Raw genomic sequence first — 12425 nt, forward strand, 5'->3', positions numbered from 1 at the left:
ACAAGCGCTGCTGAGGCTTTTAGAGGCACTGGACAAGAACGTGGTTTCTTTACAAGTTGAAAAGACAGGGGACCAAGAGGTTCCCTGTCTTTTTTATCATTCCTGCTTGTTCGGATAGTCGCAGTATTCAATGATGGTGCCCTCGGTGTCGGCGGGATTCAGATAAATGAGCCGTCTTCCGTGCTTGTTTGTTCTCCGGGACCATTCCAGGGTGCGTATCCCTTGAGCATGAACCTCTTCTATGGCTTCATCCAGGTTCTCCACTTCGTAGGCGACGTGGTGGACGCCTTTGCCTTTCTGCTTAATGAAGCGGGCGATCGGCGAGGTGGTGTTATTCGTCGGCATCAGCAGTTCTGTGCGGCTGCCGTGCACATCCATCACAGCAATTTCACTTTCCACGCCTTCGGCTTCATTTCGATAGCGGTCAATCAGGGTTCCGCCTAAAACCTCTGTGTAGAATGTAATGCTTTCTTCAATAAGGCGTACGGCAACGCCGATATGGTCGAGTCTTTTTTCCAACATGGATTCTCCTTTACAATCTGCGTGCGTTTATTGTAGCACAGCTGCGGATGTGCGGCAGGCATCTGCCCTTTTTATCCGTTGTCCACTAAAACGTACAAGCTGATTTGGAAAAAATACATACTGTAGAGCAGGAGGTGAAAGTTCATGCCTGCCTGGATTAGTCACAGTATGAAAGTTCTGCTTTCCATCCTGCTGTTTATCTTTTCTACAGCGGTGCTGACAGCAGGACTCCTTTTCGCCTTTCTTACAGGATGGACATTCCTGAAGGGGGCGGGGGCGGCAGTGCTCCTCGTTTTCTGGCTGATCACTTTCGGGGTTCTCTCCCGCCGGCTGTACCACTATTTGTTTCACCCACCAGGGGAGGACCAATAAGAAAAAAGCTTGTAGAAAAACACCATGTTTTTCTACAAGCTTTTTCCATGTCTCCATCCTTCTTTTTGGACAGCCGAAAGGGACCCTGAATCAGGATCCCTTATTTCTTACTGATTTAACTGTTTTACGACTTCTTTGGCTGCGGCTTCTGTGGATTGAGGGTTCTGCCCGGTAACCAAGCGTCCGTCTACTTCTACATGCTCTGCCCAGTTGGCCCCATTTCGGACTTGTGCACCAAGTTCGCTCAGGCGGCTCTCCAATAGGAAAGGCATATGCTCATCAAGGCCTGTTTCTGCTTCTTCCGCGTCTGTAAAAGCACTGACGCGTTTCCCTTTTACGAGAGGGTCGCCGTTGGATAATGTGGCACCGACAAGACCTGCGGGGCCGTGGCAGACAGCAGATACGACTTTTCCATCTTCATAAAATCCTCGAAGCAGTTTCTGCAGTTTTTCGTTATCTGGAAAATCAAACATCGTCCCGTGTCCGCCTGGGAGGAAGATGGCATCGTAATCGTCCGCTTCCACGTCGATCAGCGGGGTCGTATTTTCTAAATGAGGTTTGGTATCCAGGATTTCCTGTGGTTCGTCGTCACTGACACTGTTCGGATCGATCGGAATTCCGCCGCCATTTGGACTGGCGACAGTAATGTTGTAGCCATGCTTGTTAAATTCATTATAGGCTTCTCCGAATTCAGACAGCCAAAGACCTGTGGACTGTTCTTCCGTAATCGTGTCGTGGTTCGTGACGACCATTAGAACGTTTTTAGACATAAACGATTGTTCCTCCTTTATCGGTTCTACAGTAGAAATTCCCGGCAGGGGCGGAGAGTAAACGTCTCCCTCCATTGACAAAAGGAGGAGAGGGACATACGATGAATTTACATTTCTCTTCACTATGGTAAAGGAGGCAGCAGGATGGCTGACGAAAAGGAACAAACGATGACAGAAGAGGACCAGAGCCCCCTGGATGAGGAGACGTTATTCGTCGTTTCCCAGACGTTTAAGGCATTGGGCGATCCAACGAGAATCCGTATCCTGCATTTGTTGTGCGAGAAGGAGATGTCTGTCAACCAAATTGCCGATCATTTGAACCTAAGACAGTCCACCGTGTCTCATCAGCTGCGTTTTTTAAAAAATTTAAGGCTGGTCAAATACAGAAGAGCAGGCACGACGATTTATTATTCCAACGATGATGACCATGTCATTGACCTTCTGCAGCAGACGATCAGCCATGCCAGGCATAATTGATAATTGTATGAAAATGGAATGTTTCTCCTTCAAACGATTCAGTTTCCCTGCCATACAGCAGAAAGGTTTCAATGTCTTTGAAGAACGGGTAAAGTACGTAGTAAGGTATGTACCCCATGAGCGGTAAATAGTGGGTCAGCTTCCGTTAATCCCACGGAGGAACCGTACATAGTTCACCTGCAAAAAGACGACGATAAAGTTATATAAAGAGTGAGGAAAATGAACATGAATCTTTCATTTGATCAAATCCCCCAATTGAATATAGAGGCCCTTTACGGCCCAACTGAGCAAACGGTTTCCTCCCTCGCCTTTCATTCCGGACGTATACAGCCGGATGCCGCTTTTTTCTGTTTAAAAGGAGAAACCTTCGACGGCCATGAGTATGTTGAGGAGGCGATTGCCGGCGGGGCCAATGTCATTATCGGGCATGAGGATGAGCTGTTCCGGCGTATGAGTGAGGTCTATACGCGGACAACGTTTATTGTCACTTCCCATGTACGATCGGCCATGGCTGGTTTCTCCAAGTACTTTTATGGAGCAGCCGATGATGAGCTGAAGACGATTGGTGTCACTGGTACGAACGGTAAAACGACTGTAGCCGCCTACGTGCGGTCTCTGCTTACGCTTCTTGAACTTCCGGCAGGATCCATCGGAACGACAGGAATCTGGACATCCAGCAGAAAGCTCTCCTATAAAAAAAGTACGCCGACCACACCGGAATCAATGGATCTGCATCGCATTTTCCGTGACCTGCGTACCCACGGAGATGAAGCAGCCGTGATGGAAGTATCCTCCATTGCCCTGGATCAATCCCGTGTGGAAGGCATTCAGTTTGATGTGGCGATCCACACCAACTTTTCTGAGGAGCATTTGGAATACCACCATACCATCGACCACTACAGGGAGTGTAAAATGCGTCTCTTCAAACAGGCCGATCACCGCGTCGTGAATATCGATGACGACGGCATGGCCGCTGAACTTCTCGCAATGGGAAGGGAAGGGCTGCTGACGTACAGTATAGAAGGCCGTCCAGAGGCTGATATCAGAGCGGAAGACATTGAGGTGACAGAGGCGGGCTCCACCTTCACACTACAGGTGTACGGACGTTCGGAAAACGTACAGGTACCTGTGTACGGCACCTATAACGTCGCGAATGTTCTGTCTGCCATCGGCACAGCTCTTCACCTTGGATTCACCATCGATCACATCCTCTCCGTCCTCCCGGCCATGCAGGGACCGGAAGGACGCTTCCAAGTTATCGATACTCCAATGAATCAGAAGGTGATTCTTGATTACGCCCATACGCCTGTAGCTTTAAACCGTCTCCTGGAAGAAGTGAAAAAGCTGAGACACCGCCGTTTAATTGTCATGATTGCCGGGATCGGCATCCGTGATTTCAATAAAATGCCGAAGATGGCAGCGGCGATTGAAGGCCGGGCCGACGAAATCATCGTAACGGTCGACCATCCCGGCTACCACGATCCGCAGATTATCGTTGATCAAGTCTGCACAGGATTTTCCCATCCGGAATCTCCGCATGTCCATCAGACCCGCACGCGGGAGGAAGGCGTTCTGCGTTCCCTCGAGCTGGGGGGAGAAGGCGATATTATTCTTCTGACCAGCGGGTGCATCAATAATGCGCAGATGGTGAAGGGAGAGGAAATCCCTCATTCAGACGAGGCGATTATAGATAGCTTTTATGCCGGAGTGGCTCAATAAAAACATCCAGTTCCTGTTTGGGAACTGGATGTTTTTTTAATCAAACGTTTGTTCAACCAGTTCTGCGTACTCTTGAAAAAAGGGAGGAGCGTCCTGTTTGGAGAGACCATTGTACATAGCTGAAGCCACCGATTGATAATACCATTTCTGCTGGGAGTATCCCGCGTTGAAGTTATCCCACACCTTTTCCCCGAGGCGCTGCTGGGCCGTATGGATGGAGCGCAGGTTATCAAGCTTATCTGCTGCAATCAGGGACTTGATTTCCATACGGCCGTCCCGGACCACGTTGATGGTGTGCTGTTTGCGCTGCTGCCAGGGAAGCCGTTTGTCCTCCGTATGCGCCGCCACAAGCTCTGTCACCTGATTACCAAACTGCTTCTGAATATCCTCAATGGTCACCTCTGTATCTTCTACGACATCATGGAGCCACCCTGCACAAATAAGTGCTTCAGAAGCTCCGCATCCTCTGAGGATTTCACTCACTCTCTGCGGGTGAACAATGTAAGGGTCAGCTGAGTTCTTCCGTTTCTGCCCTCTGTGGGCTCTGGCTGCCAGCCGTTCCGCCTGCTCAATCATGCTTTTCCTCCTTTTCTTTTGATCATAACAGAAGAACAAGGGCAGAATCATTGCAAAAACTGTCCAAGGTTGATTAAATAAGAATGGATATTATATAATTAGAAGGTTTAATCAACAGGTTGAAGGGGATGCTTTGTTAATGGAACTGATTGAAGTACAAGGACGACCACCTGAGAATCAAGAGCCCGTTGTTTTAATTATCGGGAAGATGGACGGCGTACACCTGGGGCATCAGTCGCTTCTACAGGAAGCAGAGAAGCTGGCCCGTCCGGATGATAAGATTGCGGTTTATGGTTTTTCTGATCATCCCAAATGGGTGCTGCGCGGCGAGGAATCCTTTAAGTATGGGTTGTCTACACTTGAAGATAAACTGGCCCGTCTGGAACGGTTCGGGGTAGATCGTTACTATCACGTCCATTTTACAAAAGAATATGCAAAAACATCTCCCGATGAATTTGTACTGGAGCATTTGAACCGCTTGAATATCCAGCATGTGATTGTAGGAGAAGATTTCCGATTCGGAAAAGGCCGTGGCTCTGACGCGGAAGGACTGGCAGAGCTGTGCGGGGAAATCGGAGCCGGGGTATCGATTGTACCCGGTGTGATGCTTCATGATTCTAAAGTGAGCAGTACCGATATCCGCACGCATGTATCCAACGGAAGGATGGAAGCGGCCCAGGCGATGCTCGGGCGCCCTTATGAAGTTACAGGTTTCGTTGAAAAAGGGGAGCAGCTTGGACGCACGCTTGGTTATCCGACCCTGAATGTCGGAGGAATCGATGACTACATCAAAGCCAAGCCGGGCGTCTACCTCGGTCTTGTGAAGCTTGTACAGGATTCTCCTGAATATTATTACACATTAATCAGTGCCGGTTACCGCCCGACGGTAAACGGTGATTCTTATAAAGTCGAAGCTTACCTTCTGGATTTTTCCGGTGATCTCTACGACAGGAAAGTGACCGTTCAGTTTTTGCGGCACTTGAGAGACGAGGAGAATTTTGACGGGGTCGATGCCCTTGTCACGCAGATGCAGAAGGATGAGCAGAAGGCCCGTCGAATTTTAGGCTTACCCGAATAATACACCTTAGAAAGGAGTACACCTGATGGGAATCGTTGTTGTTGAAGTATGTGACGGCAACTTGATCAATGAACTGGACATCGAAAGCATCATTGAATCCGAATATCCAGAAGTCGCTGTACTCATGAACGAATGTTTATCGTTCTGCGGCATGTGTGCCGTCCGTCCGTATGCCATTGTCAATAATCAGCGCGTTTTCGCAAAAACACCCGAAGACGCCCTGGAGAAAATCCGTACGAAGATTGAAGAAGAACTGGCCATTTACGCTGAATAAGGCAGGAGAGACTCATGGGGTTTTTTGATTCGTTGAAGAATAGTCTGCGCCTTCCAAAAAAAGAGGCGATGTTCCATTTGAATAGAAAAGGCATTACACAGACGATCGGTTATTTGTTTGTGCTTCTGTTTGCTTTGTTCCTGCCGGATATGGTTTTTTCGATTATGTATCTGGAGACGAGCGTTACAGAAGTATCCAGAGGAATGTACATCGTGCAGTTCCTCGTCTTTTATCCGCTGTTGATTGTCTTTTTAATCCTTGTCGGGGTTTCCATATTGGCCGGAGGTGCGCTCCTGCTTTGTAAGGCCCTTGAGAGAAAATTGAGATATCAGCTGCTGTGGAAGCTGACCGCTTATGCTGCCACACTGCCGTTGATTCTCAGCGTCGTGCTGAAATATGCAGCGGTGCCGAACGTGATCAGTGCTCTTATTTTTTTCATTCTTTTCAGCTTTTATATGTACCGGATGATCATCATCTATCCAAAAGCACCTGTCCGTTCGTAGGACTGGTGCTTTTTTATGTTGCTTTTTTCAAATGAATTATTTAGAATGTTCCTAATTTAACAGGATGGAGGTTCTGCGAATGGGAGCACTCGTATTTCAATCGGATTTCGGACTCGGAGATGGTGCAGTGAGTGCCATGCACGGGGTGGCGCATGGAGTGGATGACTCGTTGAACATCTTTGATTTGACCCATGACATTCCACCTTTTCATATATGGGACGGCTCATACCGGCTGTGGCAGACGATGGGGTATTGGAGAACAGGAACAGTCTTTGTGTCTGTCGTGGATCCTGGCGTCGGATCTGCCCGAAGAAGCATCGGGGTCCGGACCGGGTCCGGCCATTATGTCATTACACCGGACAACGGAACGTTGACGCATATAATGGCGGCCGAAGGAATCGTCGAGGTCAGGGAGATTGACGAGCGGGTCAACCGTCTTCCGCGCTCCGGTGAATCGTTTACGTTCCACGGCCGGGACATTTACGCCTATACAGGAGCAAGATTGGCTTCCGGAGTGATTTCTTTTGAGGAAATCGGTCCTCCTCTTGATCCAGCGGAACTTGTGAAGCTCCCGGTGAAAGAGCCCGTGCTTCAGCCTGGGTCTGTATCGGGGATCCTGGATATCCTTGATGTGCGGTTTGGAAATGTATGGACCAACATTCCCCGTCGGTTATTCCTTCAGACAGGCGTCGATTACGGCAGTCAACTGGATGTGCAGATCACTCACAATGGCCAGGAGGTGTATCACAATACGGTGACGTTCGGCCGTTCTTTTGCAGCTACGCACATCGGAGAGCCTCTCTTATATGTGAATTCGCTCGATCATATGGCCGTCGCCATTAACCAAGGCTCCTTTTCCAAGGCGTATGGTATTCGGACAGGATCGAATTGGGAAATACAATTGAAAAAGCCGTGAGCAGATTAGAAGCCCGCATGAAAGCGTTATGATACACTACAATTTGAAATCCCTAAGCAGAAAAGGAGAATGACAATGAAGACGGTTACGCTACATAGGCAGATTGAAATGCCTCAGCTCGGTTTCGGTGTTTGGCAGGTAGAAGAAAAGGAAGCAGTGCCTGCGGTAACAAAAGCCATCGAAACAGGTTATCGTTCTATTGATACAGCAGCCATTTACGGCAACGAAAAGCAGGTCGGGGAAGCCATCCGCCAGAGTGGCGTTGCGCGCGATGAATTGTTCATTACGACAAAGGTATGGAATACAGACCAAGGGTACGACAATACATTGAAAGCTTTTGAAACTTCTCTTGATAAGCTTGGCCTCGACTATGTGGACCTTTATTTGATCCACTGGCCGACACCGGAATTCGATGAGTACGTTGAAACCTATAAAGCACTTGAGAAACTGTATAAAGACGGTAAGGTAAAAGCTATCGGAGTCTGTAACTTCGACATCGATCATCTGCAGCGTCTATTGGATGAATGCGATGTGAAGCCTGCAGTCAACCAGGTGGAATGCCATCCATATCTTGCACAGAATGAGCTGAAGGATTTCTGCCGTGATCATGGTATCCTCGTAGAAGCATGGAGCCCTCTCATGCAGGGGGGAGAAGTTCTGAAAAACGAAGATGTTCAGTCCATTGCCAAAAAGCATGGGAAAACACCAGCGCAGGTGATCATCCGCTGGCACCTGCAGAACGATACGGTTGTCATTCCGAAATCCGTGACACCATCCCGCATCGAAGAGAACTTTGATGTGTTTGACTTTGAATTGACGGCCGACGATATGGCGGCCATCAACAAATTGGACCGTGGAGAGCGTAAAGGTCCGAAGCCATCAGAAATGAATGTAAGATAATCATGAGGAAAGGGCTGCCGGACGCCGGCGGTCCTTTTTTTATTGGAAAAACAGAGGGATCGTTGATTACATTATTAACCTTTTCCATTATGGGGAAGATAGAACTATACCATTTTGTGAGAAGGAGTATGTTTATGATCATCCGCTTCGGCTATGTATCCCACGCTCTATCGCTGTGGGAGGCCGCGCCTGCAAAAACGATGACTTTTGCCCGCTACGAGAAACTTGGGCGGGAAGAAGCGTTGAAACAGCTTCATACGATTGCAGAAATGAATCTGCGCCGTACCATTCGGATTCTCCACTATAATGTGGCCCGGCAGATCCACCTATACCGGATGTCTTCCTCCTTAATTCCGCTTGCCACCCATGATGATGTGGAGTGGGACTATATTACACCCTTTGAGTATTTGTTCAGGGAAATCGGGGATATTGTCAGAAGGCACCGGATGAGGACGAGTTTCCACCCCAATCAATTTACGTTGTTTACCAGTGACAGGCCTGAAGTCACGATCAATGCCGTCAAGGATATGACCTATCATTACGCGATGCTGGAAGCGATGGGCCTGCATGAGGAAGCCCATATCAACCTTCACGTGGGCGGTGCCTACGGAAATAAAGCTAAAGCACTCGGCCGTTTTCACGAGAATATCAAGCAGCTCCCGGATCCAGTCAAACAGCAGATGACGCTTGAAAATGATGATAAAACCTACACCACATCGGAAACACTTGACGTGTGCGAAAAACACAACATTCCAATGATGTTCGATTATCATCACTATAGGGCCAATCATACAGATGAAGAATCACTGAAGGATCTCCTGCCCCGCTTTTTCCGGACGTGGGAAGGCATGCATGTGCCTCCGAAAATCCACATCTCCTCCCCGAAGTCGGAGAATGCTTTCCGTAGCCATTCGGATTATGTGGACGCTGATTTTATTCAGCCGCTTCTAAAGGAATTGAAAGCAATGAACCAGCCGGTCGATTTTATGATTGAAGCGAAAGGAAAAGATCTTGCTCTCATGAAGCTGGTGGAGGACATGGCTGCTGTCAGAGGTGTGAAAAGGATAGAAGAGGCCGTGCTCGATCTATAAAACAGTCCTTTGCATGCTGCTTCTATCCGTTTATACCGGATTGCTTTTAAGATGAGCATTCACTGACAAGAGGTTTGTGAGCATTTATTCTGCAATCAAAAAAGAGCTGCTTCTTTGCTTCGCAAAAGAGCAGCTCTTTTTTCTCGTCTATCTCTGTCAAAGTCTCCGGGTATTGGAGAGGGATCTTACTTCAGAATTTTGGCTGCTTCCACAAAACGCTGGATGCCTGTGAATAGTTCTACGGCAAAGAACAACAGCGTTGACCAGAGCAGATAATCCGGAAACAACATCATAATGCTGAATAAAAGGAAGCCTTCTGTCCGTTCGGCCGCCCCTGCCTGATAATAGAAGGACTTCACCCCTGCTTTTTCAGACACAGCTCCAACGACAAGGAAAATCGTCATCGAAATGATGATGGAGGCGGTAAGAAGAAGAAGCGGCCACAGCACGTCCGGGTGCACGTAGGCGATCGCAAGAATGATTCCGACTTCGACGACCCGGTCGAACGTAATATCCATCACGGTGCCGAAGGGGGATGTTTTCGTGTGGCGGGCCATTGTCCCATCTACGGCATCGAGAAATCCGGAAAACCATAAAAGGACGACAGCAGCCACCGGATGGCCGAGCATGTAAAGGATACTGGTGCCCAGACCGATGAATAGAGCGGTGATGGTGATTTGATCGGCTGAACGGCCCTGTTTTAATAAATAGTGGGCGGTTTTATCAATGGAAGGCTGTACATATTTCCTGGCGTGGGTATCGAGCATGTGAACACCTGCTTTTCGTTGTTTTCCTGCGTGTTTATCCAATATCCTATCCTCTTAGACGATAGCATAATCAGGGCTGGGAAGAGAATTGAAAAGGTCCATGTGTAAGCTTTCTTACAATCGGAGGACAGCCCATAAAAAAAGCTGACGGGAAAAGTCCCCGTCAGCCGGCTTCCGTACAGGAAGGGTTCAGCTGGCATCTTCCTCTTCCTCAAACAAGGAGATGTTCCGTTTGGAGGTTTTCTTTTTATACACCCGGTTTACGTAGTCATCGGTCAGTGCCGCGATTTCCTTGTGCAGGAACAGGAGCGGGATGATATTCGCAAGAAGGACAAGGGCTAGAAGCAGATCAAGGAACTGCCATACAAACTGAAGGCCTCCGAGAGCTCCGACGAAGACGGCTAGAATATAAACGATTCTCATCCCTTTGGCCGCTTTCAGCCCATATAAGTATTCCGCCTGCTTCTCTCCGTAGAATACAAGAATTCCAATCGTTGTAATGACGAAAAAGAGCAGGAAGACACTGATGAAGCTTCCTCCGAACGCGTCGCCGAACTCACTGCCGATGGCGACGTTGATCATGTTGGAGGCGTCGCTGCCATCGACTTCTGTCCAGGCCCCTGTAACGAGCACGACAAGGCCGGAAACGGTACAGATCAGAATCGTATCTACAAAAACGCTGAAGATCCCCCACAGCGCCTGGCGGGAAGGGTGATCGGTCTGAGCAGCAGAATGGGCGATCGAAGCTGTCCCGAGTCCTGCTTCGTTGGAGTAAAGACCGCGCGCAATTCCCCAGCGGAGCGCCTGGGCTACGGCGGCCCCGGCAAATCCGCCCGTAGCGGAAACAGGGGTGAAGGCGTGCTGGAAAATAAGAGCAAAGACGGCAGGGATTTCACCCATGTTGGCAAAGATGACGTAAAAACAGACAGCAAGGTAAATCAGCACCATCCCCGGCACCATTTTATCGGTGACTTTGGCGATGCGCTGAATGCCACCAAATACCACGAGGGCAATAGCCACGCACATGATGGCGCCGGTAACTTCCACCGGCCACCCAAAGGCTCCTTCGGTCTGGGTGGCAATGGAATTGGACTGGACCATGACACTTGGTATCAGTTCAATCATAAGGAGAAAGGCAAAGGCGGTGGAGACCCATTTCCAGCCGAGTGCTTTTTTTATGTAATACTGCGGGCCGCCGACCCATACGTTCTTTTCATTCTTTTCCCTGTATTTCACCCCGAGAAGAATCTCGCTGTATTTTGTTGCCATTCCAATAAGCGCTACCACCCACATCCAGAAAAGTGCCCCCGGCCCACCGAGCGATATGGCTACCGGAACCCCTACGATATTTGTGGCGCCCGCTGTTGAGGCAAGGGCTGATGTGAACGCCTGGAAAGGAGTGATGCTTCCTTTCTGTTTGTTTTTCTTGAAAATCTGGCCCACGGTTTGATGGAGAACATGGCCGAAGAAGCGGAATTGAAAAAACTTGATGCGGAACGTGAGGAAGATCCCGCCGAGAATTAAAATAATAGCAAGAGGGTATGTCCATAAAAAGTTGGATACAGTGGCTAATGCATCTTTAAAGGCACTCCATAAATCTCCCAATAAAAGAAACTCCTTCCTATTTTTAAATGTTAATCATACATTCCCTTTACCATTTACTGTTAAACGGTGAATTACTCTACATGATGTGGAAGAACATGGATTCTAGTACAATGAAAAGAAAAGGAGGAGAAGCAGGATGAAAATCGGAGAAAATCAGTTTCATGAGCATCGTATGAGTAAGCTGGTGAAAGGGGCCGTCGTCCCTCGTCCCATCGCATGGGTGTCTTCTCTCAGCTCTGATGGTGTGGCCAATCTGGCTCCGTTCAGTTTTTTTACAGTGGCTTCCATGGACCCGGTCACGCTTTGTTTTTCCATTGGTGATGGAGCACGGGAGAAGGATACTCTTGTCAACATAAGGGAAACCGAAACCTTCATTATTAATCTTGTGACAGAACAACTGGCTGACCAAATGCACGAGAGCAGTAAAAATCACAGCCCGGATGTAGATGAGTTCCATGCCGCCGGCGTGGAGTCGGAACCCGGAGATTTTGTAAATGTTCCGAGAGTGAAGGAATCTCCTGTGCATATGGAGTGTGCGCTGTCACAGGTTGTAGAGGTGGGGTCCGGTCATTTAGTGCTCGGCCGTCTTGTTGGTTATCATGTGAAGGACGATGTCTATGTGGACGTGGATAAGATCGATCCCCATAAACTGAAACCTGTTGGAAGGATGGCAGGAGATTATACATACGTCCGGGAGTTTTATTCCCTGCCCACCCACGGAGAATAATGGACAAACATCGAGACGGCCGGGATTTCACCCGGCCGTCTTTTTTTATGATCCGGCAGCTAAAAGTGGGAAGTTGTTATTTTTTCAAACCGGGACTTCTCAAAATATGGAGTGACGTGTATACTACT

Annotated in this window: 15 protein-coding genes; 10 read left to right on the forward strand and 5 right to left on the reverse strand. The window is 48.6% G+C overall.

What is annotated here, in order from left to right; genetic code table 11:
- Positions 1 to 96: 96 nt before the first annotated feature.
- Positions 97 to 519 (reverse strand): VOC family protein, encoded by a 423-nt coding sequence (locus ACXAD6_RS19580; protein ID WP_474970469.1) that lies wholly within the window; start codon positions 517 to 519, stop codon positions 97 to 99.
- 147 nt (positions 520 to 666) lie between these two features.
- Between ACXAD6_RS19580 and ACXAD6_RS19585 the strand changes: the two genes are divergently transcribed.
- Positions 667 to 894 carry a hypothetical protein gene (locus ACXAD6_RS19585; protein WP_474970278.1) on the forward strand — a complete coding sequence of 76 codons (228 nt, stop codon included), beginning with the start codon at positions 667 to 669 and terminating at the stop codon, positions 892 to 894.
- 107 nt (positions 895 to 1001) lie between these two features.
- Here ACXAD6_RS19585 and ACXAD6_RS19590 read toward each other — a convergent pair whose 3' ends face one another.
- Positions 1002 to 1664 carry a type 1 glutamine amidotransferase domain-containing protein gene (locus ACXAD6_RS19590; RefSeq protein ID WP_474970279.1) on the reverse strand — a complete coding sequence of 221 codons (663 nt, stop codon included), beginning with the start codon at positions 1662 to 1664 and terminating at the stop codon, positions 1002 to 1004.
- A 144-nt stretch (positions 1665 to 1808) separates the two neighbouring features.
- On the opposite strand from ACXAD6_RS19590, the gene ACXAD6_RS19595 reads away from it, so the two are divergent.
- On the forward strand, positions 1809 to 2141 hold the full coding sequence (locus tag ACXAD6_RS19595; RefSeq protein ID WP_474970280.1) for an ArsR/SmtB family transcription factor: 333 nt from the start codon (positions 1809 to 1811) through the stop codon (positions 2139 to 2141).
- A gap of 225 nt (positions 2142 to 2366) precedes the next feature.
- The gene (locus tag ACXAD6_RS19600; protein ID WP_474970281.1) at positions 2367 to 3860 is read left to right on the forward strand and encodes a UDP-N-acetylmuramoyl-L-alanyl-D-glutamate--2,6-diaminopimelate ligase; all 1494 of its coding nucleotides are present in this window, start codon (positions 2367 to 2369) and stop codon (positions 3858 to 3860) included.
- A gap of 36 nt (positions 3861 to 3896) precedes the next feature.
- On the opposite strand, the gene ACXAD6_RS19605 is transcribed toward ACXAD6_RS19600, so the two are convergent.
- Entirely contained in the window at positions 3897 to 4436 is a 540-nt protein-coding gene (locus ACXAD6_RS19605; RefSeq protein WP_474970282.1) for an HD domain-containing protein, read from the reverse strand.
- 139 nt (positions 4437 to 4575) lie between these two features.
- Between ACXAD6_RS19605 and ACXAD6_RS19610 the strand changes: the two genes are divergently transcribed.
- From ACXAD6_RS19610 to uvsE, 6 genes are all read left to right on the forward strand, one after another.
- On the forward strand, positions 4576 to 5514 hold the full coding sequence (locus ACXAD6_RS19610; protein ID WP_474970283.1) for a bifunctional riboflavin kinase/FAD synthetase: 939 nt from the start codon (positions 4576 to 4578) through the stop codon (positions 5512 to 5514).
- A gap of 25 nt (positions 5515 to 5539) precedes the next feature.
- A complete protein-coding gene (locus tag ACXAD6_RS19615) occupies positions 5540 to 5788 on the forward strand; it encodes a YuzB family protein (protein WP_027953290.1) in 249 nt (82 codons plus the stop codon).
- Between the two features lie 14 nt (positions 5789 to 5802).
- The gene (locus ACXAD6_RS19620; RefSeq protein ID WP_474970284.1) at positions 5803 to 6291 is read left to right on the forward strand and encodes a DUF1189 family protein; all 489 of its coding nucleotides are present in this window, start codon (positions 5803 to 5805) and stop codon (positions 6289 to 6291) included.
- Positions 6292 to 6370: 79 nt separating this feature from the next.
- Positions 6371 to 7207: an SAM hydrolase/SAM-dependent halogenase family protein gene (locus ACXAD6_RS19625; protein ID WP_474970285.1), complete on the forward strand. Its 837-nt coding sequence runs from the start codon at positions 6371 to 6373 to the stop codon at positions 7205 to 7207.
- 75 nt (positions 7208 to 7282) lie between these two features.
- Positions 7283 to 8107, forward strand: coding sequence for an aldo/keto reductase (locus tag ACXAD6_RS19630; protein ID WP_474970286.1), 825 nt, complete (start codon positions 7283 to 7285; stop codon positions 8105 to 8107).
- 134 nt (positions 8108 to 8241) lie between these two features.
- On the forward strand, positions 8242 to 9198 hold the full coding sequence (uvsE, locus tag ACXAD6_RS19635) for a UV DNA damage repair endonuclease UvsE (protein WP_474970470.1): 957 nt from the start codon (positions 8242 to 8244) through the stop codon (positions 9196 to 9198).
- 185 nt (positions 9199 to 9383) lie between these two features.
- Here uvsE and ACXAD6_RS19640 read toward each other — a convergent pair whose 3' ends face one another.
- Positions 9384 to 9965, reverse strand: coding sequence for a CDP-alcohol phosphatidyltransferase family protein (locus ACXAD6_RS19640; RefSeq protein ID WP_474970471.1), 582 nt, complete (start codon positions 9963 to 9965; stop codon positions 9384 to 9386).
- Positions 9966 to 10154: 189 nt separating this feature from the next.
- A complete protein-coding gene (locus ACXAD6_RS19645; protein WP_474970287.1) occupies positions 10155 to 11570 on the reverse strand; it encodes an alanine/glycine:cation symporter family protein in 1416 nt (471 codons plus the stop codon).
- 136 nt (positions 11571 to 11706) lie between these two features.
- On the opposite strand from ACXAD6_RS19645, the gene ACXAD6_RS19650 reads away from it, so the two are divergent.
- Complete coding sequence (locus ACXAD6_RS19650) at positions 11707 to 12297, forward strand: flavin reductase family protein (RefSeq protein WP_474970288.1); 591 nt, start codon at positions 11707 to 11709, stop codon at positions 12295 to 12297.
- Positions 12298 to 12425: the final 128 nt, after the last annotated feature.

This window comes from Halobacillus sp. ABH2_015 (assembly GCF_056158945.1).

What these genes read in the sequence shown, in the direction of transcription:
- ACXAD6_RS19585 (WP_474970278.1), top strand. Translation starts at nt 667, where the DNA reads ATGCCTGCCTGGATTAGTCACAGTATGAAAGTTCTGCTTTCCATCCTG.
- ACXAD6_RS19590 (WP_474970279.1), bottom strand. Translation starts at nt 1,664, where the DNA reads ATGTCTAAAAACGTTCTAATGGTCGTCACGAACCACGACACGATTACG.
- ACXAD6_RS19595 (WP_474970280.1), top strand. Translation starts at nt 1,809, where the DNA reads ATGGCTGACGAAAAGGAACAAACGATGACAGAAGAGGACCAGAGCCCC.
- ACXAD6_RS19600 (WP_474970281.1), top strand. Translation starts at nt 2,367, where the DNA reads ATGAATCTTTCATTTGATCAAATCCCCCAATTGAATATAGAGGCCCTT.
- ACXAD6_RS19605 (WP_474970282.1), bottom strand. Translation starts at nt 4,436, where the DNA reads ATGATTGAGCAGGCGGAACGGCTGGCAGCCAGAGCCCACAGAGGGCAG.
- ACXAD6_RS19610 (WP_474970283.1), top strand. Translation starts at nt 4,576, where the DNA reads ATGGAACTGATTGAAGTACAAGGACGACCACCTGAGAATCAAGAGCCC.
- ACXAD6_RS19615 (WP_027953290.1), top strand. Translation starts at nt 5,540, where the DNA reads ATGGGAATCGTTGTTGTTGAAGTATGTGACGGCAACTTGATCAATGAA.
- ACXAD6_RS19620 (WP_474970284.1), top strand. Translation starts at nt 5,803, where the DNA reads ATGGGGTTTTTTGATTCGTTGAAGAATAGTCTGCGCCTTCCAAAAAAA.
- ACXAD6_RS19625 (WP_474970285.1), top strand. Translation starts at nt 6,371, where the DNA reads ATGGGAGCACTCGTATTTCAATCGGATTTCGGACTCGGAGATGGTGCA.
- ACXAD6_RS19630 (WP_474970286.1), top strand. Translation starts at nt 7,283, where the DNA reads ATGAAGACGGTTACGCTACATAGGCAGATTGAAATGCCTCAGCTCGGT.
- uvsE (WP_474970470.1), top strand. Translation starts at nt 8,242, where the DNA reads ATGATCATCCGCTTCGGCTATGTATCCCACGCTCTATCGCTGTGGGAG.
- ACXAD6_RS19640 (WP_474970471.1), bottom strand. Translation starts at nt 9,965, where the DNA reads ATGCTCGATACCCACGCCAGGAAATATGTACAGCCTTCCATTGATAAA.
- ACXAD6_RS19650 (WP_474970288.1), top strand. Translation starts at nt 11,707, where the DNA reads ATGAAAATCGGAGAAAATCAGTTTCATGAGCATCGTATGAGTAAGCTG.